The sequence below is a fragment of the Niallia alba genome (genome assembly GCF_012933555.1).
Classification (GTDB): Bacteria; Bacillota; Bacilli; order Bacillales; family Cytobacillaceae; genus Niallia; species Niallia alba.
Window position 1 is genome coordinate 931,579 of record NZ_JABBPK010000001.1, and the last position, 22,786, is coordinate 954,364.

Consider the following 22,786-nt stretch of genomic DNA (forward strand, 5'->3'; position numbering starts at 1 on the left):
CCCTTTCAAACATAGCAATCGTTTTATGTGTAAAAAGAGTTGTGAAAGAATTTAGAGATTTTATTGGAAAATAAATCCTGAGTGTTATAATTACTCAAAAAAGGGGGATATCATGGTGAATGCTTTAAAGGAAGGGTTAATCAAAAAGAGTAATTATCTTGTAATGAGTGAAATAGAACTTTTGGAAGAAGCAGTTGATTTTGCTGATAAAGCCCACCTTGGGCAAAAAAGGGCTACTGGAGAACCTTATATCACCCATCCGATAGCAGTGTGTGAAATTCTATTGGAATATAATGCTGATATCACATCTCTAATTTCAGCATTACTTCATGATGTCGTTGAAGATACGCATGTATCTATCACTGAAATTGAACAAAAGTTCGGCAAACAGGTCTCAAACATTGTAGAAGGCTTAACTAAAGTGGAAAAAGGAAAGTTAAAAAAAGAAGAGTATAGTGCAATAAATACGGAGAAATTGCTGTCAGCTTCTGTAAAAGACATTAGGGTAGCAGTTATTAAAATTGCAGATAGGTTGCATAACATGAGAACACTTGCTGTTAAAAGAGTAGAAAAGAAAGTTCCCTATGCCAATGAAACCTTAATCTTTTTCTCTCCTCTTGCAGAAAGATTAGGATTATATAAACTTCAAAAAGAGTTAGAAGAAATAGGTTTTGGTTATTTAAACCCTCCTAAATTCAAGAACATAAAAAAATTAATAAATAATTACTCCAACATTTTTGTAGACATATTTAATAACTGCTCTAAAGAAATACAGAAAGAAGGAGGTTCACTAATTGTTGATCTGGAATGGAGTCAAATACCATTGTATAAATCCTACTCCTTATTACAAGAAGAGCATGACCTATCTGAGTTGTTTTTTATTAAAGTTATTACAAGTTCGAAAATCGATTGCTATACTGCTTTAGGAGTTATACATAAATTGTATAAGCCCTTGGCACATCAAATGACAGATAATATCGCAATAGAGGTATCACCATTCTTAAAACAAATAAACACAAAAGTGGTAATCAATAATATAGAGGTGAATTTTATAATTCAATCTGAGAGAGATAAGAATATGAATGACGCTGGAGTGTTTGGTTTATTAAAAAAAGGTTTAACAGAGGGAGAAGTAAAGACTTTAAGTAGAAATTTATTAGGAGACTCTATACATACTGTAAAATCCATTACTAAAACTCCGATTGAATTTGAAGAATTAATTTCCTTTGAACTACTTCAAAAGGAATTAACAGTCTTTACTCCTAAAATGGATGTGGTGTTATTACCAGAGGGTTCTACCATTATTGATTTTGCATTTTCATTAAATACTCAACTAGCTAAAAGGATGTCTATTGCAAGAGTGAATGGGAAATTACAGCCTGTTAATACTGTTGTTAACAATATGGATATAGTAGAAATACTTACAAATATAAAAGAGATGGTTAACCCTGATTGGTTAAATCATGCTAAGACCTCTAAAGCACTTAAAGAAATTAGCGAATTATTAAGAATTGAATAATTCATTTGGATTTTTCATTGGTGCTCTTGCCCTCCGCTTCGCTACGGTCAAGGAGCACAGGTCACTCGCTCACTCGTGCCCTATTATTTTTGTAAGATTAGATTTTTTAATTAAGAAACTAATTCGAGGAAACATCCCACCCCCTGTAAAGGGGATGGGGGATACTAGGACTAATCCTGAGGTATCTATCATGACATTCGACGTGCCCAGGTGCAGCTTTACCACGTATATTCAACATAACTCTGTCATGCCACCTAGCCAAAAGGCTACTGCGACGGTTTTTTGATCTGGGAGTGACTTCCACCGTTTAACGGCAGGCACTAGACCGATAAAAGCCAGGAAGAGTTTAAAGTGTTTTCTTTTATCCACTTGTACAGCCGATATGAAAATTCATATGTAAAACCGCTCCATAGTACGATTGACTAAAGAGCGGTCGTATATAAACAGCTGGAAGTGAGCAAACTCCTAAGCTGGTAAAACTGAATTGATTTCTTTTTCTGTTTCCCCTCGTTCTATTAAGAACTTCACTAGAGACTCTCTATCCACGCTGAAGTTATACTTTGAAAAGCGAGAATGGTAGCCTTTATCAATACGTGGGGCTTTCCTTAAGACTTCACGCTGTAGGTATCCCAATACTGCACTTTCAGTAAACGCTATGTTAAAGTGATTTAGAACCCTACTCACATCTTCCACAGAAATCATTTAACATCACCTCGCAATGCTAATTTTCGTAGGCTCTCTTTTGCAAAGTAGATACGGTTGTTTTGGCTTACCTTCTCTACTCCAGGTGCTGCTGTAAATTCTAATAGCCTTTGTGGACTAATACCTAGGATAACAGTAGCCTGTGAGAAACTGTAAAGATTATCAGTCTTTACTATCATCACTAGCACCTCCATTCTGTAACCAGTGCATGACAATTTCCTTGTTAAATCTGACAGATTTTCCTACTTTCACACGTCCTGGGATAATCCCCTCACGAGATAGCTTGTAAGCTGTTTGTTCACTCATATCAAGTAAACTAGCTAATGTTCTTACGTTCAAAAACTCTTTATCCATAGTGAAAACTCCTCCTGTTTTTAATGAATTATTTTCTGACAAACACATTATAAGGATAAAAAATAATTCTTAACATCAGCATGTAAAACAAGATAAGACCAAATAAATAACAGTAAAAACCACCTTCGTTTTGACGTACACCCAAAGAATTTTATAGGCAAGTGGAGAGGTTGAACGTATAGTTATTACCTCATAATATGGCGGTATCTGGCTTTATTGAGGTTGATAGCTTTAGGACACATATTTTAAAGTAATTGTACGTCTAATTATTTTGTAAAAAAATAATACGGGGCGTTTAACCGTTACATAAACTTTTGCTGCCAAAAGTCAATCGTTGGGCACTGGGTTAGGTTGTCTATCATGCTTTAGGTAAAGAGAGAGTTATTTTGATTGCGGTCTAATCTGGATTTGTTTCTGTAAACTTTTCAGAAAAAATGCGTTCACATCTTGACCCATTTATGTCTGTATCTGTCGTTCCAACTCTTGCCCTAAAGTTGATATCATTGCATGACCATATTTCTAGAATGCTCACACGTCCTATACAAACATTTATAACCCTGAGTTATGTAAATTTAATTCTAGTAAAATTAGTCGAAAATACCACGATAATTTGTTAATATTAATTTACATATTATAGAAAAAGGGTGGGGAAATGGTAACAGTCAATAAAGGAAATTCAATATATTTAAGGAATAAATTAGATGAATTAATTGAAAGATTTGGCGATGAAAATATTAACAGGTATATAGATTTTTACGAAGGATTTCCTGTTAGCCTACAGAGGTTGTTATCATTCTTTCACTATGAATTTAATCGATTATTGAGATATTTAAATGGTAGACTACAAAATGGACACTATACGGCTCATGAGAGCAGAGAATTAATTTATCTAATTAATGAAATCAGAACTATACAATCGAATTTAAAAGGTTCAGAGTTAGATTTTGATTTGACTCAGGGTTACAAGCAACGAATAATTGAATGTGAAGACTTTTTGCAAGAAAGTAGTGGGAGTCCTATTCCCAAAGACTTTGAGAAAATAAATATTACTGAAAATGAACCTATATTTTATATCCGTACAGCTGTCAAAATTCCTAGAAAGGGAGTAATGACATTACATCAAACAAAGGTGATTGGTGAAGGGTCATATGCGAGAGTACATAAGTATAAGGATGAATACTATCACCGATTTTTTGTTATTAAGAAAGCGCTAAAAAATCTAAATGCAAAGGAATTAGAGAGGTTTAAAAGGGAGTTTGAGGAGATGAAAAAATTAAATTCTCCATACATTATTGAAGTTTACAATTTTGATGAAGAAAATAATCAGTATACTATGGAGTATGCTGATGAAACACTAGAAGATTTCATTTCAAAAAATAATGCAAAATTAAATGTAAAAGAAAGAATTAACCTAGTGAGACAAATACTTCAAGCATTTATTTATATAAGTAGTAAAGGTGTCTTGCATAGGGATATTAGTACTAAGAATATTCTAATCAAGAAATATGACGGACTAAACATCATTAAAGTTTCTGATTTTGGTTTGGTAAAAATACCTGATAGTACGTTGACAAGTAAGAATACTGAATTTAAAGGTTCTTTAAATGACCCTAAATTAGAAGTCATTGGATTTGATAACTACGAAATAATACACGAGACATATGCACTAACAAGATTGATTTATTTCGTTATGACTGGTAGAAGAACACTAGGTTCATTTAATAGAAAAGAGTTCGAAGATTTTATTATGAAAGGCATTTCCGATAATATTGATGAACGATATAAAGACGTTGAGGACCTCCGTAATAGTTTTGTTAAGATAAATACTTTTTAATAGCAGATAGCTGCCAGGCATTTAGTGATTTTAAATAATTGTAATTTATTGTAATTATATAAGCGATTAGGAAGGAGGAGAAACATGAATAAAAAATTACAGGTTTTTGTTTCTTCAACATATTTAGACTTAAAAGAGGAAAGACAAAAAGCAGTTGAAGGGATTTTGAGAGCAGGGCATATTCCTGCAGGAATGGAATTGTTCACTGCTGCTAGTAAAAGTCAATGGCAGGTTATAGAAGAATGGATTAAAGAGTCTGACATCCTCATGTTAATACTAGGAGGAAAGTATGGTTCTATCGAGCCTGAAAGTGGTAAAAGTTACACTCAATTGGAATATGAATTTGCTTTAAAACATAAGATACCTGTTTTTGCTATTGTGTTAAGCGACCAATACTTAATTAATAAGAAAGCTACAAGTATATCACTTGAATTATTTGAGCGTGAAGTTAGCGAACCACAGATAGCAAAATATGAAGGTTTTAAAAAGTCAGTTCTAACTAACTTAGTAAGATTTGTTGATAATATAAGTGAAATAGCCACCGAAGTTTCTTATTCGTTACAAGATTTTATTAAAAAAGACAAGACTGAATACAATTTTCGGGGCTGGATTAGAGGTACAGAGTTTGACCAAAAAGAACCTGTAGTGCAAAGTCCTCAAAACAATAAGCTATTTGAAATGGATGAAAGTTTGTTAAACAAGGTTATTGATATTCTGGAGAAAGAGAATTTTATTGATACCATTGAGTACATATCTACTTATTGTTCTTATAAGTCAGAAACTAGGCAGAAGATAGATGATTTTGTTTATACATATTCTCAACCATCCAAAAGGTTTTTTAATCAGGAATTACAAAGTCTATTCAGAAAATTATTAAAGTCTCTTGATGAATATACAAACTATTTAGTGGGTAATTTTTTTCCAAAGAATGAGAGACAATACTTATATCCTGACTTAAATATTGACTTTACTTGGGTGGATGAAAAGGGAAGAGAATTATACGATAAGCATTTAAGAAAGTTATCCCAGATCTCAAGAGAAACTATAGACGAGATTAGAAACTTTGTACATGACTCTAGGATTACACTTTATAAATAATAAGAACTAATGCCACTCCTGTATGTACTATCAACTCCTCACATGTGGAGTGTGTGGTGTTGATGTCAAGGGTGTTGTAACCCAATAATAAACTCCTGACATTCATAACAAACTTGTAGCAAAATAAAAACAAAGTTCTGATACTTCTGTGGAAAACGTGTGGATAAAGATGTGAATAAAAAGCAGGATGAAAGAGGGTGGGAACAGGAATCCCATCCTTTTTTGCATGAATGAAAAAGCGGGAGAAAGTAGGGTGGAAACCTTACGGTTTCAGGGTTGGATAGAAAGTGTGAGGGGTTCGTAAGAACCCCAAAAGCATGAAAAAGAGTGAGAAAAAGCAAGAGAAAAAGACAGGAAGAAAAGCAAGAAATACCACGACTTTATTATCAAAAAAATAAAGTCGTGGCAGAAAAAAGTGAGAAGAAAATTGAGAAAATGATGGTTTCGTGCAATACTTTATTTTAACTCGTAACGTAGGAATGCGGGTTTGAATGGGATTTTTTAGCAGTACATTATTATGGTTGTACAGGTGTTGTAACCCCAAAATAAAGTCCTGTACTTTATAAAAAAGTCGCAACATCTTTTATTTCATGTTTAAAATAAAGTTCTGTATCAAAAATCCCTGAAACCCTTGTCATTACTCGGTTCCTGGCATCCTTATTTCTACTCTACTTCTTTTTAAATCGAAAAAAACGTGAACAAAAAGCGTGAAAAAAGGGTGGAAAAACGGTCAAAACGAGATCGGAAATGTGTGAAAATGAGGGGAAGATAGCGTGACTTTATTTTAAACGCCAACGGTGGAATGCGGGTTTGCGTGGGGTAAAGATGTGGTGAGTTTTTTTAAAATGGACAAAAATAATAATTGAAACCCTCGAGAATGCTTGTTTGACGGCATTTTTGAGGGTTATTTATATGTCTGAAATCGAGATGTGGGCGAAATTTTAGGTGTTACGCCGCCCACATCCTCCAGTATCCCTTTTTGATTTAGTTGTTCGGAAACAGTGACCACATCAATAACCCTTTATACTCTTTAATTCTGGTTTTAATTCTTCCTCTGGAATAAGTAATGATAAGGTTTTGAATAGTTTGTCATCACCTTTGTTGCTTAACTCTGCTGCTAATTTATTTACATACCAATTAGGTGCTCCTGTCGCAATTAATCATATCGGCACATGTTTCAACAGATTTTTCAAAGCGATAAATAAATACAACTTCAATATATCTTTGTCCATCTTTCGAGTGCGGCTTAATGACTTCTAATTTTTGAAATAGGCACGAGATTTACTGGTGTTCCATACAATTATAAATTGTTATACACAACTTCCAGTAGCTTGATAATATTGTCTTGACGTTGAAACAGTTCGTCCTGACGTTGAAATAGTTTGTCAAGAGTTTTCGTTATACTTTGAATGGCATTACCTGTGCCATAAAGTTTATTCTGGAACTCTACAAGCCCTTGCTTTATCTTTTCAATTTTATTGTCAATTACATCGGCGTATGCGAGCCATAGTGTAAATTCGTACATAAAAGGATTAGATTAGTCATGCCTAGGTCCAGTTTAAAAAATTGGGTATTGCTAGGCCTAGTTTCGTATTGCAAAAAATGTGCTATTGCCGTTTATTATTTTCAGGATAGTATTTAACAACAAGAGTCAAATTGAACAGTTGTTTTTCAGTCTTTTTTCATATCGAGAAACATATACTCAGTAAGAATGACTTTAGAATAGGAGGATATAAATGACAAACAACAACAACCTGTTAAGCTTTTATGATCCATATGTTTATCAGACATTAAAAACCATTGTTGGTAAATTGGTTACTGTCCAAACCATAAGAGGTAGCGTTCGTGGCTCATTGAAAAATGTATTGCCAGATCACATTGTTGTCGAATCTAACGGAACTCCCTTTTTTATTCGTACCCAGCAAATTATTTGGGTTTTTCCTGGTTAACAAAAAGAAAGTGGAGGGGAAATAATGTTTAAAAGAATAAATAAATTGGCAATTGAACTTCCTATACCCGCACACGGCGATATGAATGCTGCAGCAGCAGTACAAGAACTCTTGGGTGGCAAGTTTGGGGAGATGTCTACCTTAAATAACTATATGTTTCAGTCTTTTAACTTCAGAAATAAAAAAAAGCTAAAACCATTCTATGAGTTAGTGGCAAGCATTACAGCAGAAGAATTTGGTCATGTAGAACTTGTTTCTAATACGATTAATTTGTTATCGGTAGGTAATACTTTTCCAGGGAATCCGGATATCACTCCACTTCAAAATGGAAAGGATGCGAGAAACACCTACCATTTTATTTCTACAGCTCAAACGGCTATACCAGGTGATTCAATGGGAAGACCTTGGACTGGTGATAATGTTTTTAATAGTGGAAATCTGGTTTTAGATTTAACACATAACTTTTTTCTAGAGATTGGTGCACGTACACATAAAATGAGAGTTTATGAGATGACTGATAACCCAGTTGCTAGAACCATGATTGGGTATTTACTTGTTCGTGGAGGAACACATATCCTCGCCTATGCGAAAGCAATCGAAATTGCTACAGGGATAGACTTGACGAAAATGCTTCCAGTTCCAAATCTTGATAACTCAAAATTTGATTATGCCAGACCGTTCATAGAAAAAGGCTTAAGCAATGTGCTATACACATGGAGCGAAACAGAATACAGGGATATCGGAATGATTTGGAAAGGAACAAATCCGGAAAATGGGCAACCGCTTGAAGTGAAAATTGGTACTCCTGAAGGCGGACCAATTCCAAACTTAGAGGAGTTACCTGAAGAATTTGCTCCTGGTATTACTAGGGACGATTATGAATTAATCAAAAAACGTCTAATGGAAAATTTATAATGGATTTTTTGTAGGAAAGTAAGCGTCAAACAGTCCCCACCTATTAAAAAAGATGGGGACTGACTTATAATCTATTTATCATGTTGAATAAGACAGCGAATTGAAAGACTATTTGACCAAGGAAGTACCTGAAAACCATTCTTCTAATTGAGTTAATATCTTCAAAGTCAAAGTATCTTGAGCGCACTCGGTTTACAGCTACATTTCCAACCATTAACATACCTAACTTTCCTTCTCCTTCAGCTTCTGCACGAATTAAACGTGCTAATAGTTTAACGTCTTCTTCAGTAGCTTTTATGACTGCGAAGGTGAATTTCCCTCCCTTTTATAAACATAAAAGAGGCTGGGACATAACTAGCTTCAAATAGTGAGAAAGGTGAATTTGAGGAAACTCAAATTCACCTTTCTCTATTTTGGTGTGTAAATTCTTTTTTTTTAGTTAATGGCCGTGAATTTTCTTAAATTCACAGCCATTAACGCGAGGCCCATTTCGTTTTCTACCTTCGATTTTCCTCGTACAGAAAATCGAGTGAAACGCAAATTAGCCTTCAAGAATCCAAAAACTGGTTCCACATCGATTTTGCGTCTTCGATAAATGGCACTTGTTTTCTCTTCTGAAAGCTTCGCTCTTACATATTCTTTTTGCTGTTCCCATTTTTCATTTACCATTAATTTTCGATTGTTGCCTTCTTTAGCTTTGGTACACGATGAACGGAATGGGCATCCCGAACAGTCTTCACACTCGTAAATTTTGAGCTTCCGTTGGAAGCCTGTGTGGTCATTACGGACAGAATAATATTGAAATTCAAGACGTTTTTGATTAGGACATGTATATGTATCGGTTTCTTCATCATACGTCCAGTTATCGGGATTAAATATGTTTTGTTTATACTTTTTCTTTTGTTCTTTCAAATACATACTATACGTAATAAGTGCTTCTCGTTTTCTATTCGAAAGGATATCATGAAAGTTTTGTTCACTACCGTAACCTGCATCTGCAACAATGTGTTTTGGTAACTCAAAATAATGCTGCTCAATCTCATCTAGAAATGGAATTAACGTACGTGTATCTGTTGGATTTGTATATATACTATAGGCAAGCGTATATTGACCTTCCGTTGCGATTTGTACATTATATCCAGCTTTTAATTGTCCGTTTTGCATATAATCATCTTTCATTCGCATAAACGTCGCATCTGAATCTGTCTTAGAATAGCTATTGCGTGTACCAAAGATTTCAAAGTCTCTTTCGTATTTTTGTTTACGTAGGACAAAATCAATCAACTGCTTGCGTAATTGTTTCGGGTATTTACGTTTATTTCTTAAGGCTTTTCGTTCTAGAACATCTGATGATGTTTCAATTTGTTTATCATATTCAGTTACGACATCGTCCACTTTTTGAACTAATTGAGCGAGTTCTTCCAATGATAACTGTTTATCGCTTTCACGTTGAATTTCAGGTATGATTTCACTCTCTAGTAGCTCATTGTATAGCTGGTTTGACTTTTCAATTAAATTTTGGTGATATTTTTCAATGGTTTTCTTCCAAACAAACGTAAATTTATTCGCATTTGCTTCAATTTTTGTACCATCGATAAAAATCGCTTCTTGATCAATAAGCTTTTCTTCAATCAATTGGCAACGGAATTGAACGAAACATTGACGAATTAAATCTTTCACTTCTGGTTGAATACGGAATCGGTTGATTGTACGGTAGCTTGGTTCATATCCTTGGGCTAGCCACATCATTCGGATACTGTCTTTTAATAGGGCTTCAATTTTCCGTCCTGAGAAGATAGATTGTGTATAGGCACATAAGATAATTTTAAGCATCATACGTGGATGATAGGCAGGACACCCCTCATTTCGTAGAAATGGTTCGAACGCTTCATGAGGGATACTTTCAACTAGATGATGGATATGGAAAGCAATATCATTATTTTGTAATTTTACTTCTAAATCTAAAGGCAAAACGAGTTGATTCATGTTATAATCTTTAAACATAAGGATCCTTCTTTCTGTATAATTTTGTTGTGGTGACTTAATTTTATCAGAAGTGGTCCTTATTTTTTATTTAAAATAATCAAAGCCGGTGAAATTTTACTTATCGTAAAATTTCACCGGCTTTTTCATTTCAGAGGTGGGTTTTGTCCCAGCCTCAAATGTAATACATTATTGTATGAGAAAAGATTTCTTAATATCATCGTTTAACTGCTTTAATATAAATTTTTTCTTATGAGAGGGTAAATGTACAGTTAAAATAAGTAAATCAACTAAATCTGGTTGTTCATTAGCTATTTCTTGCAAGTAATCTTTGCCGAACTCTTTCATAACAGGTAATAGTTTACTCATTTAGTGAAAGTCCACATCAATTTTCTTTTTGTTATCATTTGTTTTCTTTGGCATTCTGACTTCAAGAACACCGTTTTTATAGGTAGCTTTTACTCCTTCATTAGATACAGGGCTTGGCAAGGATACAGTCCTATGAAAGCTACCTGTATAGCGTTCTTTTCTATACATATTTTCTTCTTTAATCTCATTTGTTTTATTGATGGTACCGTTGATGCTTAACATATTATTTTCAATATCAATATTTACATCTTCCTTTTTCTCAAGACCTGGAATATCACATGAAGCAATTACTTCATTTTCAGTTTCATGCACATCAACTCTGATATTACCAAAATTATTGTTTTCCATCCCAAGATCTAGAGGGAAGTCAGAGAAAAAACGGTCAAAATTTCTTCTCATATTTGCTAGTTGTCTAAATGGATCATACGGTATTAATGACATACTAATCACTCCTTGTTTTTTTATCACATATATTTTCTTCTTAGAATTAAAAAATATACAAGGAAAGTTATGTATATAAGAAATTTTATATTGTGAAAAATATTAATGGTTAAATTTGGAGTATAAGGGGGATTTATGTGAATTTTTTTAAAAAACAGGCTAAGCAAATTGATGTTGAAAGTATTAAAAAACAATTATCTAACTCTCCTGATTTAGTTAATAGAACCGTAACAGTCGGAAATAAAACAACAATTGAATTGTACTTTTTAAAGATTCTTGTTAACCGTATATCAATAGAAAAAAATATTATTTCTTTCTTAAATAATTCTACATCTGAAGAAATTAATCTAAATTACTTGTTTGAACATTTACCAATTACCGAAGTTAAAGAACTAGTTGAAACAAATGATATTTCAAAGTATATATTGGATGGTTTCACTTTTATTTATTTCCCTTTTGAAAAAAAAAGGACTATTCGCTGGTGTTGGTGATCCTGTTGAAAGGTCACTTGGAAAAGCGGAAACTGAATCTCTTGTTTATGGTCCTAAAATATCTTTTACGGAATCATTATCCACAAATATTAAAGTATTAAGCATAATATTTCTAATCCTAATTTAGTAAGTGATGAAATAGAACTAGGTGAACGTGTAAAGCAGAAAGTAAGAATTGTTTATTTAAATGATATTGTTGACCCTGAGCTTGTTACCTCGATTAAGGATAGGCTAAATAATATAGATATAGATCATTTCTCAGTCACAGTGACGCCTCGAAAAATCTTGTTTCACATAGATGTTACACAGTCCATAACGTCCAACACTTAGAATATTGATTAATAAATAAGTGGCTGTAAAAAAGCCTATTTTAGGAACGGTTTTACCCAAACAAAAAACAACAAAAAGTTGAATTTAAAGCATTTTTTGGTTTATCTTTTCTCTGATTTAATAGTTTGGTTACTTTGTTTGCTTCATTTAATTTCCCAATTGTTCAGATGTTGTATAACTAATACAACGTTCCACGAACTCCAATACATCTTTGGAAATCGGAAATAGTCCAGTTTCCTGAGCAGGTAGTTTTCTTACTTCCCAAAATTTTTCGATTAAATCATCGTCCCCCTGAAACGTCACTTCCGATAGCTCTATTAACTTTCTAGCAATTTGAATTCCTTGTATTGATTCTGCCTGTATACCTTGGTTTATATAATATTCAATTTGTTTCAATAACAGAATATATTGATGAGTTATTTCATCATTATGACTAAGGCTTGGAATCGTTTGTTCTAAAAAAAATTGTTCATCATCTTGAAAATAGTCAATCCACTTTTTTGGTTTGCTTTGTGAAAGTTGAACAAGTTCGGTGATGTGTTCCCAAGATAGGTCTTTTTTTAAATCTATCATATTGATTAATGAAGTGGTGTTAGCTATGCTTGTTTGAAGTTTTGAAAGCTGTTCTTGTAAGTAATTGAAGTGTGAAATGAGTATTTGTTTATAAGAGAGCTTATCTAATAAATGGTGAATATCCTCTAATGATAGTGAAAGGGACTTTAGAATAATAATTTTCTCTAATTTAAATAAATCCTCTTCTGAATAGAATCGTCTTCCGTACTCATCTTTAAAACTAGGTGTAAGAAGTTTGATTTGATCGTAATAGCGAAGTGTTCGTTTGGATAAATTTCTCTGTCTACTAACTTCTCCAATAGACCATCGTTTCATGGTATCCCCCCTAAAAAAAGCTTGCAGGTTACGTTGCGTAATCTAATATAGTTGCATTATACCATATATAGGAAGAGGGATGAGGATGGAGAACAATCAGACTAATTGGAAAGAACAGGATCCATGGGGGAGTAAAGAATTTATTTTATTAATGATACTGGAGTTTATTTTTGTCCTTGGCTGTTTAAAGTTCATTGTTTCATCGATGTATGCACAATTTTTTAATAATGATTTATATGCAGGTACACTTATGGGGTTAACAATAGCGAGTGTTTTACTAACAGGTGTCTATTTTATTGCCCTCCGTCCAAAAGCACTTTCTTGGCGTGAAGTAGGAATAAAGAGGTTTTTTAAGAAAGATTGGAAGATAATTGTTGTATTTTCTGTTATTTTACTTATTGGCGCTATAATCATTGTTGTACTTACTAGTTTTATAGGAATTTCGTGGGAAAATGGTAAGACAGAATCACTAAAACAAAACGTAGATTTCTTTACAGTTTTTATTGCCTTTGTATCAGCGGCAGTGATTTCACCAATATATGAGGAAATTTTTTATCGTGGATTTTTATATCGCTGGTTACGCACTCGTATGGGGATTTTTGGAGCGATTCTAATTAGTTCAGCTATTTTTACTATTATCCATATCCCTACCTATAATGCAATGCCAGTTAATTTTTTCAGCGGTATCATTTTTGCGCTAGCGTATGAGCGAACGAATTCGATATGGCCATCTGTAATGATTCATGGTATTACGAATGGAATGATGGTTTTGTTGACAAGTTTGGGATAAAGATAGTTTTTTAGTAACCGAAACACGCCACAAAAGATATACTTTATCAAATAAAAAGGGGTACAAAAGATCACTTTGGTACCCCTCAATCATTATTTAAAACACTTTCGTCGTCCAATCCTCACAATTCCAAATATCTGTCGCAATGTCACGATAGAAATCAGGTTCATGGGATACCATTAAGATGCTTCCGCGATATTCCTTTAATGCACGTTTCAGTTCTTCTTTTGCATCTACATCCAAGTGATTGGTAGGCTCGTCGAGAATTAATAAATTTGTTTCTGTGTTTAAAATTTTACATAAGCGAACTTTGGCTTTTTCGCCACCAGAAAGCACTTCGATTTTACTTTCAATATGTTTCGTCGTTAAGCCGCATTTTGCAAGAGCAGCACGTACTTCTGCCTGATTCATACTTGGAAATTCACTCCAAATTTCTTCAATACAAGTGTTGTAGTTGGACTCTTTCACTTCCTGCTCGAAGTAGCCGATGTGTTGATAATCACCGCGTTCCACTGTACCTGAAATTGGATTGATTAATCCAAGAATACTTTTTAGAAGGGTAGACTTACCAATACCGTTTGCACCAACAAATGCGATTTTTTGTCCTCGTTCCATTTTCAAATTGAGCGGGCGAGAAAGTGGTTCGTTATAACCAATAACAAGATCTTCAGCCGTGAAAATCCAACGACTAGCAGCACGAGCTTCTTTGAATTTAAACTCTGGTTTTGGCTTCTCTTTTCCTAATTCAATAATGTCCATTTTGTCGAGCTTCTTTTGACGAGACATCGCCATATTACGAGTCGCAACACTTGCCTTGTTACGAGCAACGAAATCTTTCAAATTTGCAATTTCTTGTTGTTGACGCTTGTAAGCAGACTCGAGCTGCTGCTTCTTCATTTCATGTATTTTTACGAAGTTATCATAGTCGCCAGCATAGCGATTCAACTCTTGGTTTTCCATGTGATAAATCAAGTTAACAACATTGTTCAGGAATGGAATATCATGTGAAATCAAGATAAAGGCATTTTCATATTCTTGTAAATAGCGCTTCAACCATTCGATATGCTGTTCATCCAAATAGTTTGTAGGCTCATCTAGTAATAGGATTTCAGGCTTTTCTAGCAATAGCTTAGCTAGCAAAACTTTCGTACGTTGCCCACCGCTAAGATCAGCTACATCTCGATCAAGTCCAACATCGTCTAATCCTAGACCACGAGCAACTTCCTCCACTTTTGAATTAATTTGATAGAAATCATTACTATCTAATGTTTCTTGCAGTTCTCCAACTTCTGCAAGTAATGCATCGATATCAGCACCCTCATCACCCATTTTTGCATAAAGGTCATTAATCTCTGCTTCAGCATCAAAAAGATATTGAAAAGCAGTGCTCAAAGCCTCGCGCATCGTCGTACCTTTTTGAAGTACAGCATGCTGATCTAAATAACCAACACGAACTTTTCGTGACCACTCCACTTTCCCCTCGTCAGGTTGCAGCTTCCCAGTAACAATATTCATGAAAGTAGATTTACCTTCACCATTTGCCCCTACTAGACCAACGTGTTCCCCTTTTAAAAGTCGAAAAGACACATCATTAAAAATCGCACGATCACCGAAACCGTGACTTAAACCTTTTACGTTTAATACACTCATTTTTTTAACCCCTTCTTTTATATCACATGTAGATATCATACTAGATTTATATTAGATTTTCTAACTTGAAATTATTATTTGTGTAAAGTGAAATTCGATTATGGAATTAAACTTACTTGGGCATCTCACAAGTAGGATAAAAGTCTATTATACAATATGATAGGAGGTTTTCCTATATGGGAATTGTTGAATAAAAGATGAAATAATTGGTTGAGTCCTAAACTAAAATCTTAGGGTGAACATTCTATAGGTAAGGTGAAAAGAGATTTATCTCATTTTTTTAATAATGAGGATACAAAAAACTACATGCGGGAAACCAAGTACATGTTCGGCGTTCACTTATAGTCAAGTAGATTCTCCCCAAATAATCTACTTGATCTAAAAAAAGTGTAGCCTATCCATACTCTCTGTTATTTTTAAAAGGAAAAGAACGAGATGGTAGAGAATAAATATATTGGATAAGTAAAAGTGAGAGTAGGGATATATTATGGAATTCGGGGATTGATTAAGCAAGAAATATCATTTGGGAGACAAAACGGCAAAAGATTATACAAGTCGGTGGAACTGGACTCTAAACAAAGGGGTATATAACGGAGAAGCAAAGCTTGCTCCTTCTCTGATCATAGCTGTTGATAGGAAAAAATGAAAACCCTTACTTACGGTTGGTTTCATCATAAAAAATGGTAAGATGAGGAAACTATGGGGAAATTAACTTTTCATAACCCGATTCTAGATCCTGGGGCAGATCCTTGGGTGTATAAAGAGAAAGATACTTACTATTTTATGGTAACAAAAAGGACAAGACTCGATTTATGGAAGTCACCTACATTAAGTGGAATGGCACAAGGTACTTGTAAAACGATTTGGACTGCTCCGAGTGAAGGAATCAATTGTGCTAATATTTGGGCTCCAGAAATTCATCGGATAAATGGGAAATGGTATATATATTTCACGGCAAATGACGGGATAGGCGATGATCAATCAAGGAAGATTTTTGTGCTAGAGAATTCGGCGGAAGATCCGTTTAACGGGGATTGGGTAGAAAGAGGATATGTAAATACAGAATATCCTGGTTTAGATGGAACGATTTTTGAACATAAAGGTCGACTTTATTTTGTATATGCTGGATATGGGAACTTTCCTGAGTATGGATCAGCTCTATATATAGCTGAGATGGAAAATCCGTGGACACTTACTGGTCCGAATGTATTATTGTCAAAACCTGAGTATGATTGGGAAAAGCAAGGTGGAATGGCGATTAATGAGGGACCTGTAATGTTAAAGAGGAATAATAAGTTGTTTCTAGTCTATTCTGCTAGTACCACTTGGTCTGATGATTATAGTTTGGGGATGTTAACAACCTCAGAGAATAAGGACGTCATGAATCCCGAAGTTTGGGTTAAATCTAATGAGCCTGTATTTAAGAAAAGTATCGAAAATAAAGTATTTGCTCCTGGCCATAATAGTTTTACACAATCTCCTGATGGGACAGAAGATTGGATTGTTTATCATGCTATCTCCGAATCAGAAGGAGGAAGCCAGCAACGAAGTACCCGAATACAAAAATTCAATTGGAATGCCGATAGTTCCCCTAATTTTGGAATTCCATTATGTACATCAGCACCGATTACCATTCCTTCTGGTGAGTGATAAGTAGGGAATTGCTAGCTCCTTTTCTCTTTATCTATCTCTGAGAGTCAAATTTTTATTTTTGTCTTTTTAGGGTGCCTGACACCTGATTAGAGGTTATAATTGAGCAATAATAAAAGTCGTTAATCGTTAATCGTTAATCGGAAAGGAGGATTTATGCATTTAATTATAGCCAGCTCCATCTATTTTCTACTATGTACTTCTGTCTTGCTTTTTCATAAGGAAAGAAATTTCATTCTTTTTGTGAAGCTAACATTTATATACATTTTGACATTTGTTTCGTTTAAAACAGATTCTTTTACTATACCAATAGGAATAATATTTGGACTAATATTTCTATTCCAAGTAAAGAAGGATAAAAAAATAGTGCTTCTCTCAGTAATTTATGGAATTCTAACTAACATCGTGCTTCATTATTTTACTCCTCCCATACCGTTAGGCTACATCACTGAATCTACTGAGATGTATGAAGTTGTGGAGAAATTTAATGAAGTAGAGTATGTTAAAACATTCTTAGAAACAGAAGAAATGCAATTAAATATTAAAAAATTTGTAGATAGAGATTTAGATATTCCCTATTTCATGCTCCTTTCTTATATTCTTATAGATAATGATGTTGCAGTTAATGGAAGAGTAGAACTAATGTCAGGTCCCCATGAAAAGCATCTATCAGGGACAAAAATAAAAAAGACGGGAAATACAGAAATTGTATATTTGAATTATAATGGGATAGATTACATTGGTCTCTTTGAATACTCAAAAGGGGAACCTTATTTAAAAGTAGTAGTAAGAGGTAGTGTTAAACAAGGGTTGGTAGATTAGATGGTGCTATATTGTGAGGGTGCTAAATTACTTATAGTGCTATAGGAACAGATAGTAAATTTACTCTTATATAATTGACATATGGTCTAATTAGACTATAATAAGTAAGTGCTGTTAGTCTAATTAGACCAACAACGAATTTGGTGTTCTACTTTTAGGATAGTCTACCAATAATATATTTAGGAATTGGTCAGATTTTATATAAATAATAAATAAGAAGAAAGGATGAAGCAAATGATTAAATCATTTTTAATGATAGGACAGTCGAATATGGCAGGACGAGGGTTTATCGATGATGTGCCCCCGATTTATAATGAAAGAATTCAAATGTTACGTAATGGGAGATGGCAAATGATGACGGAGCCCATTAATTATGATCGCCCTGTTTCTGGAATCAGTCTAGCTGGTTCCTTTGCAGATGCATGGTGCAATATAAATCAAGAAGATATGATTGGCTTAATTCCTTGTGCGGAAGGAGGAAGCACACTTGATGAATGGCATGTAGATCAGACTCTTTTTAGACATGCTATAACAGAAGCGAAATTTGCTATGGAGAATAGTGAATTAATAGGAATTCTATGGCATCAAGGAGAAAGCGATAGTATGAATGGTAATTATACGCAAACAGAAAACATATATAGGAAAAGCCTAGATTTGGCGTTAGGAAAAATTTCATATCGTGAATTTGAATCTCAACTTAAGCAAATCTACAAGGGGTAAACTTTATCATCGCGGAATACCTATTCGCATAATTTTAATGAAGAGTATAAAGAAGGTGTTTTTTTGATCCCACTACTAATTTTAGGTTTATTAAAACAAAAACCAGGTTCTTACGGTTACGAATTATTAGCATTAATGGAGGAGCGTCACTATAAATATATAGTGAATTTTACGAAAGGTTCCTTCTATTATAATCTTCAACAATTAGAAGAAAAGCAATATATTAAAAAAATTGACCAAGTAGACAATACTAGAGAGAAGCATAATTATATTATCACGGAACTAGGAGACAAAGAATTCGAAAAATTGATGTATAAGTATGGGGCTAAGACCGATTATATAAACTTATCTTTTTATGCAGCCATGTTATTTGCTAACGAATATAAAAGGGAGGAACTAATAAAGCTAATAAAAATACAAATCGAACAAACGGAAAAGAAAATCTTTTTATTAGATCAAACACTACAGCATAACGAAACTATCCCTACTTATTTTAAAAAAATGTTGGGAAATTCACGTTCTCATCATTTAGTAAATATTCAATGGTTTGAAGGACTGTTAAAAGATATAAGAAATGAAAATTAATTTAAGAGAAATGTTATAAAAAGTGTGTAAGGATAAATGAAATCAGTATTTATTTAAATAAATTTATGAATGGTTTATTGAATACTTCCATAGCTCTTTGTGTTTGTACAGCTCATTAAAAGGTACGATAAGTGCAATTATCTATCACGGGAGATGAGGAAAAAACCCTACTAATGGAATTTTTCTTTATAGGAATCTTCATCCGATAATATCCGTTTCTTTTTCATCGGGTTTTGTTTTACGATCGAAAATATAATGAACACATGAAGGAGGAAGCGGCGTGCTAAAAAGTATGAACGAGGCAATGGATTATATTGAATCACATTTGTACGATGAGATTGATTATAACGAATTGGAGCGAATCACAGGAACTTCTGTTTATCATTTTCGAAGAATGTTCTCATTCCTTTCTGGCATGACGTTAGGAGAATATGTCCGTAATAGGAGATTATCTAACGCTACTTTTGATTTGCTACATGAAGGAATGAGTGTTACTGAAACAGCATTCAAATATGGTTATGAATCTGTTGATGGATTTTCACGTGCCTTTCGGGAATGGTCGGGAATCAATCCTTCAGAGGTCAAAAAGAAAAACATGCTTAAAGCATTTCCTAAACTCTCCTTCCAATTAACGATTCAAGGAGGAATAAATATGGATTACAGAATCGAGAAAAAAGAAGCTTATAAGATTGTCGGTGTAAAAAAGAGAGTTCCCATTCAATTTGAAGGAGAAAATCAAGAAATAATCAAGCTAGCAAAAAGCATTACACCAGAACAAAGAAAAAAACTGCACAGTTATGCAAATATGGAGCCAAATCAAGTTGTGAATGCTTCCTATAATTTAGAGGAAGGATGTATGGAGGAAAAAGGAAGTCTTGATCATATGATTGGCTTCTTAACCACAAAAGAGTTAGATTTTGATGGATTTGAGGTAGTAGAAGTCCCAGCCCTAACTTGGGCAATATTTTCATCTAAAGGGGAATTTCCAAAGATTATGCAAGAAACCTGGGCAAAAATTGCTTCAGAGTGGCTTCCTGCTTCAGATTATGAATTAGTAGATGCCCCAAACATTTCATTTACAGGAGATTTATCCGACAGAAATAATGTTTATAGTGAAATTTGGTTCGCTGTGAAGAAGAAAGGTGAAAAATAGCAAGTATTATCCCATTTTAAAAATCGGTACTACTGCTAAGTAGTTCGTTATCTCAATCCCATACAATAAAAATCCAGGCTGGTCCAAATAGTGGACCAGTTATTTTTTCTTCCTCCAAAGGTTTATTCTCAAAAACTTAAGATTTTCTTAAGGAATTTATTAACTTCTTCTTATACTTTTAGATGTAAAGTTGATGATAGAAATTATTTTTGATAACAGAAGAGGAGGATAATCATGACAGAAAAAAAGGTATATCTTCTTTTAACAGATACTGGTACATTTTTTACAAAGTTGATAAAACTATATACAAAAAAGCCTTATAACCATGCGTCCATATCCTTTGACTCTGAATTATCAGAGGTATATAGTTTTGGAAGAAAAAAGGTTAGAAATCCCTTCATCGGGGGATTTGTAAAAGAAGATGTCAAGCAAGGCTTATTTAAACAAGCAGATTGTGCCGTTTATTCCCTTACAGTAACAGAAGTTCAACTAGATAACATAAAACGCTATATAAAGAAAATGGAAGAACAAAAGGAATACTATCGTTATAATTTCTTAGGCTTATTCGGATTTATAGTAAATAAGCCAATAAAGAGAGAAAAGGCGTTATTCTGCTCTCAGTTTGTTGCCTCCGTGCTAAAGGAATGTAATATTATTGATTTTGAGAAGCCATTATCACTTATTACACCAAATGATTTACAGGAAGTATCAGAATTGAAACTAGTGTATGAAGGAAAGCTAAAGGCTTATCCTAATAAAGGGGAATCAAATGAATTGTGTGTTCCTATTCCGTACATCCCCATCGAATTGTGATCCACATTTCTCCATGCTCTTGCCAATATATTAAACGAAAAGGGAAGAATTTAAAGTGAATCAGACGATAAACATTTTAGTTGTTGAAGATGACAATGATATTAATCAATTATTATGCCGGATTATAAAAAAGAGCCAATACTATCCACAACCTGCCTATTCGGGTACAGAGGCACTGATTTATTTAGATAAGCAGAGATGGGATTTAGTTTTACTTGATTTAATGCTTCCAGGTATGGCTGGTGAACAAATTCTTGAAAAAATAACGGCAAAAGGTTCTATGCCAGTTATTATTATTTCAGCAAAAAGTGAAAAGGAAACCAAAATTAATAGCTTACGCTCAGGGGCAGATGATTTTATTTCTAAGCCTTTTGATGTTGATGAAGTGTCTGCTCGCATTGATTCTCTGCTTCGTAGATACAAACATACGAATGAAACCCCTAAACAACTATTAACGCATAAAGATATTCACCTTGATTTGGATACAAAGACTGTTTATGTAGAAGGCGCAGAAATCACGTTAACAGTTCGGGAATATAAGATTTTAAAACTTTTAATGACTTCACCGAAAAAGGTCTTTTCCAAATCGAATGTATTCGAGAGTGTATGGAACGAGCCTTTTCATGGGGATGACAACACGGTTAATGTTCATATGAGTAACTTACGGAATAAACTCAGTAAGGCAAATCCAAGTGAAGAATATATCGAAACAATATGGGGAATGGGCTATCGTCTCAAATCTTAAGGTTTTCTTAAGGTTTGCCTTAAGCCTTTCTTACGATTTACAGATCATACTAATGATATAAGTAATGGAGGGAGGCTAATAACAGATGAGCGAATATATTCTAAGAACAAATAAACTAACAAAAAAATATAAAGATGACTTTGCCCTGGAAAATGTTAATGTATCCATTATAATAGCGGTCCTTTTGCTCACTCGCTTATTTGCTTTAAAAAAAGAAGTGAAAAAGATAAGCAAGCAATTGGAAAAATATAACGATCGAAAAACGAACAAAAAAATAGAAATGGCCCTTTTTGATAAGAATATGGAAAAACTAGGATTGGAAATTAATAAACTTATTGATCTGTACGTGGCCGAAAATAGAAAGAGAATCAGATACGAAAATGAACAAAAGCAAGCAATTGCCAATATGTCTCATGACTTGAGAACGCCATTAACTTCTATTTTAGGATATATTCAGATGGCTGAGGAAGAGGATGTTACAGAGGATGAAAGAAAAGAAATCTACATTTCAGATATAAGAAAAACGTCACCAGAAAAATTAAAGACTGTTCTGAGATATAAAGTGATTGAAATCTGATGTTTCAGTATCTTGAAATTGTGTCTTTAATGACATAAAAAACGGATGATGGGGCAAAAACCTCCTCTATAACAAAAAGCCGGTTGAATTTTACAATAAGTAAAATTCAACCGGCTTTGATTATTTTTTTCAAAAACAAACCCTCTGTTAAATTTAAGTTACGCATAAAATATTTTGAAAGTAGGTCCTTGCGGTTAAAAAATTATACCGTGAATCAATTAATTTTAAGTAGAAAAAGAGTTTTATATTACACCGAACGATATCCATATTGTGACAAAAAATAATAAAATTCTATTTTTTTTGTAAATTCTTTATATTTTTGTAAATGAAGCTTGTTAAGAGATTTATATCATTATACAATTATTCTCGGGTAGGTTTGTTATATTTTGATAGTAATAATACAAATTA

20 protein-coding genes and 3 pseudogenes are annotated in these 22,786 nt (G+C 33.6%); 15 read left to right on the forward strand and 8 right to left on the reverse strand.

The genetic code is table 11. The features are described 5' to 3' along the window. The first annotated feature begins 112 nt into the window (after positions 1 to 112). Positions 113 to 1,519 (forward strand): HD domain-containing protein, encoded by a 1,407-nt coding sequence (locus HHU08_RS04685; RefSeq protein WP_035197464.1) that lies wholly within the window; start codon positions 113 to 115, stop codon positions 1,517 to 1,519. Positions 1,520 to 2,217: 698 nt separating this feature from the next. Here HHU08_RS04685 and HHU08_RS04690 read toward each other — a convergent pair. After that, a complete protein-coding gene (locus tag HHU08_RS04690; protein WP_035197462.1) occupies positions 2,218 to 2,400 on the reverse strand; it encodes a hypothetical protein in 183 nt (60 codons plus the stop codon). After that, positions 2,384 to 2,575 (reverse strand): helix-turn-helix transcriptional regulator, encoded by a 192-nt coding sequence (locus tag HHU08_RS04695; protein ID WP_035197461.1) that lies wholly within the window; start codon positions 2,573 to 2,575, stop codon positions 2,384 to 2,386. The genes HHU08_RS04690 and HHU08_RS04695 overlap by 17 nt, the downstream gene beginning before the upstream one ends. Positions 2,576 to 3,227: 652 nt before the next feature. On the opposite strand from HHU08_RS04695, the gene HHU08_RS04700 reads away from it, so the two are divergent. The 4 genes from HHU08_RS04700 to HHU08_RS04715 all read left to right on the forward strand — a co-directional run bounded on the left by HHU08_RS04700 (position 3,228) and on the right by HHU08_RS04715 (position 8,371). After that, the gene (locus tag HHU08_RS04700; protein WP_035197460.1) at positions 3,228 to 4,409 is read left to right on the forward strand and encodes a protein kinase domain-containing protein; all 1,182 of its coding nucleotides are present in this window, start codon (positions 3,228 to 3,230) and stop codon (positions 4,407 to 4,409) included. An 84-nt stretch (positions 4,410 to 4,493) separates the two neighbouring features. Continuing rightward, positions 4,494 to 5,507 carry a DUF4062 domain-containing protein gene (locus tag HHU08_RS04705; RefSeq protein WP_035197459.1) on the forward strand — a complete coding sequence of 338 codons (1,014 nt, stop codon included), beginning with the start codon at positions 4,494 to 4,496 and terminating at the stop codon, positions 5,505 to 5,507. 1,736 nt (positions 5,508 to 7,243) lie between these two features. Continuing rightward, a complete protein-coding gene (locus HHU08_RS04710; protein WP_169187916.1) occupies positions 7,244 to 7,456 on the forward strand; it encodes a YuzF family protein in 213 nt (70 codons plus the stop codon). Between the two features lie 24 nt (positions 7,457 to 7,480). Then, on the forward strand, positions 7,481 to 8,371 hold the full coding sequence (locus tag HHU08_RS04715; protein ID WP_169187917.1) for a manganese catalase family protein: 891 nt from the start codon (positions 7,481 to 7,483) through the stop codon (positions 8,369 to 8,371). Positions 8,372 to 8,498: 127 nt separating this feature from the next. Here HHU08_RS04715 and HHU08_RS04720 read toward each other — a convergent pair. The 4 genes and pseudogenes from HHU08_RS04720 to HHU08_RS04735 all read right to left on the reverse strand — a co-directional run. After that, positions 8,499 to 8,669 (reverse strand): annotated as a pseudogene (locus HHU08_RS04720) (cell wall hydrolase); the annotation flags it as partial. A 137-nt stretch (positions 8,670 to 8,806) separates the two neighbouring features. Beyond that, complete coding sequence (locus tag HHU08_RS04725) at positions 8,807 to 10,375, reverse strand: IS1182 family transposase (protein WP_169187918.1); 1,569 nt, start codon at positions 10,373 to 10,375, stop codon at positions 8,807 to 8,809. A gap of 168 nt (positions 10,376 to 10,543) precedes the next feature. Continuing rightward, positions 10,544 to 10,723 (reverse strand): hypothetical protein, encoded by a 180-nt coding sequence (locus tag HHU08_RS04730; protein WP_169187919.1) that lies wholly within the window; start codon positions 10,721 to 10,723, stop codon positions 10,544 to 10,546. After that, positions 10,724 to 11,164, reverse strand: a complete 441-nt coding sequence (locus HHU08_RS04735; protein WP_169187920.1) for an Hsp20/alpha crystallin family protein — start codon at positions 11,162 to 11,164, stop codon at positions 10,724 to 10,726. A gap of 137 nt (positions 11,165 to 11,301) precedes the next feature. Between HHU08_RS04735 and HHU08_RS25660 the strand changes: the two are divergent. After that, positions 11,302 to 11,985, forward strand: a pseudogene (locus HHU08_RS25660) (spore germination protein). A 147-nt stretch (positions 11,986 to 12,132) separates the two neighbouring features. On the opposite strand, the gene HHU08_RS04755 reads toward HHU08_RS25660, so the two are convergent. Then, a complete protein-coding gene (locus tag HHU08_RS04755; RefSeq protein ID WP_169187923.1) occupies positions 12,133 to 12,873 on the reverse strand; it encodes a MerR family transcriptional regulator in 741 nt (246 codons plus the stop codon). Between the two features lie 85 nt (positions 12,874 to 12,958). On the opposite strand from HHU08_RS04755, the gene HHU08_RS04760 reads away from it, so the two are divergent. Continuing rightward, positions 12,959 to 13,663 carry a type II CAAX endopeptidase family protein gene (locus HHU08_RS04760; RefSeq protein ID WP_016202642.1) on the forward strand — a complete coding sequence of 235 codons (705 nt, stop codon included), beginning with the start codon at positions 12,959 to 12,961 and terminating at the stop codon, positions 13,661 to 13,663. A gap of 96 nt (positions 13,664 to 13,759) precedes the next feature. On the opposite strand, the gene HHU08_RS04765 is transcribed toward HHU08_RS04760, so the two are convergent. After that, positions 13,760 to 15,313, reverse strand: a complete 1,554-nt coding sequence (locus tag HHU08_RS04765) for an ABC-F family ATP-binding cassette domain-containing protein (RefSeq protein ID WP_016202643.1) — start codon at positions 15,311 to 15,313, stop codon at positions 13,760 to 13,762. A 699-nt stretch (positions 15,314 to 16,012) separates the two neighbouring features. Between HHU08_RS04765 and HHU08_RS04770 the strand changes: the two genes are divergently transcribed. From HHU08_RS04770 to HHU08_RS04805, 8 genes and pseudogenes are all read left to right on the forward strand, one after another. After that, entirely contained in the window at positions 16,013 to 16,963 is a 951-nt protein-coding gene (locus HHU08_RS04770; protein WP_169187924.1) for a glycoside hydrolase family 43 protein, read from the forward strand. A gap of 156 nt (positions 16,964 to 17,119) precedes the next feature. Then, positions 17,120 to 17,785 carry a hypothetical protein gene (locus HHU08_RS04775; protein ID WP_169187925.1) on the forward strand — a complete coding sequence of 222 codons (666 nt, stop codon included), beginning with the start codon at positions 17,120 to 17,122 and terminating at the stop codon, positions 17,783 to 17,785. 234 nt (positions 17,786 to 18,019) lie between these two features. Continuing rightward, positions 18,020 to 18,457: pseudogene (locus tag HHU08_RS04780) on the forward strand (sialate O-acetylesterase); the annotation flags it as partial. A 111-nt stretch (positions 18,458 to 18,568) separates the two neighbouring features. Then, entirely contained in the window at positions 18,569 to 19,090 is a 522-nt protein-coding gene (locus HHU08_RS04785) for a PadR family transcriptional regulator (RefSeq protein WP_169187927.1), read from the forward strand. A gap of 280 nt (positions 19,091 to 19,370) precedes the next feature. Then, a complete protein-coding gene (locus tag HHU08_RS04790) occupies positions 19,371 to 20,243 on the forward strand; it encodes an AraC family transcriptional regulator (RefSeq protein ID WP_016202655.1) in 873 nt (290 codons plus the stop codon). Between the two features lie 234 nt (positions 20,244 to 20,477). Continuing rightward, on the forward strand, positions 20,478 to 21,056 hold the full coding sequence (locus HHU08_RS04795) for a hypothetical protein (protein ID WP_016202656.1): 579 nt from the start codon (positions 20,478 to 20,480) through the stop codon (positions 21,054 to 21,056). Positions 21,057 to 21,111: 55 nt separating this feature from the next. Further along, positions 21,112 to 21,801, forward strand: coding sequence for a response regulator transcription factor (locus HHU08_RS04800; RefSeq protein ID WP_016202657.1), 690 nt, complete (start codon positions 21,112 to 21,114; stop codon positions 21,799 to 21,801). 85 nt (positions 21,802 to 21,886) lie between these two features. Then, entirely contained in the window at positions 21,887 to 22,378 is a 492-nt protein-coding gene (locus HHU08_RS04805; RefSeq protein ID WP_224428349.1) for a histidine kinase dimerization/phospho-acceptor domain-containing protein, read from the forward strand. Positions 22,379 to 22,786: the final 408 nt, after the last annotated feature.

Bases quoted from the DNA above. Each gene is read 5' to 3' on its own strand.
- HHU08_RS04685 (WP_035197464.1), top strand. From the start codon at position 113: ATGGTGAATGCTTTAAAGGAAGGGTTAATCAAAAAGAGTAATTATCTT.
- HHU08_RS04690 (WP_035197462.1), bottom strand. From the start codon at position 2,400: ATGATAGTAAAGACTGATAATCTTTACAGTTTCTCACAGGCTACTGTT.
- HHU08_RS04695 (WP_035197461.1), bottom strand. From the start codon at position 2,575: ATGGATAAAGAGTTTTTGAACGTAAGAACATTAGCTAGTTTACTTGAT.
- HHU08_RS04700 (WP_035197460.1), top strand. From the start codon at position 3,228: ATGGTAACAGTCAATAAAGGAAATTCAATATATTTAAGGAATAAATTA.
- HHU08_RS04705 (WP_035197459.1), top strand. From the start codon at position 4,494: ATGAATAAAAAATTACAGGTTTTTGTTTCTTCAACATATTTAGACTTA.
- HHU08_RS04710 (WP_169187916.1), top strand. From the start codon at position 7,244: ATGACAAACAACAACAACCTGTTAAGCTTTTATGATCCATATGTTTAT.
- HHU08_RS04715 (WP_169187917.1), top strand. From the start codon at position 7,481: ATGTTTAAAAGAATAAATAAATTGGCAATTGAACTTCCTATACCCGCA.
- HHU08_RS04725 (WP_169187918.1), bottom strand. From the start codon at position 10,375: ATGTTTAAAGATTATAACATGAATCAACTCGTTTTGCCTTTAGATTTA.
- HHU08_RS04730 (WP_169187919.1), bottom strand. From the start codon at position 10,723: ATGAGTAAACTATTACCTGTTATGAAAGAGTTCGGCAAAGATTACTTG.
- HHU08_RS04735 (WP_169187920.1), bottom strand. From the start codon at position 11,164: ATGTCATTAATACCGTATGATCCATTTAGACAACTAGCAAATATGAGA.
- HHU08_RS04755 (WP_169187923.1), bottom strand. From the start codon at position 12,873: ATGAAACGATGGTCTATTGGAGAAGTTAGTAGACAGAGAAATTTATCC.
- HHU08_RS04760 (WP_016202642.1), top strand. From the start codon at position 12,959: ATGGAGAACAATCAGACTAATTGGAAAGAACAGGATCCATGGGGGAGT.
- HHU08_RS04765 (WP_016202643.1), bottom strand. From the start codon at position 15,313: ATGAGTGTATTAAACGTAAAAGGTTTAAGTCACGGTTTCGGTGATCGT.
- HHU08_RS04770 (WP_169187924.1), top strand. From the start codon at position 16,013: ATGGGGAAATTAACTTTTCATAACCCGATTCTAGATCCTGGGGCAGAT.
- HHU08_RS04775 (WP_169187925.1), top strand. From the start codon at position 17,120: ATGCATTTAATTATAGCCAGCTCCATCTATTTTCTACTATGTACTTCT.
- HHU08_RS04795 (WP_016202656.1), top strand. From the start codon at position 20,478: ATGACAGAAAAAAAGGTATATCTTCTTTTAACAGATACTGGTACATTT.
- HHU08_RS04805 (WP_224428349.1), top strand. From the start codon at position 21,887: ATGAGCGAATATATTCTAAGAACAAATAAACTAACAAAAAAATATAAA.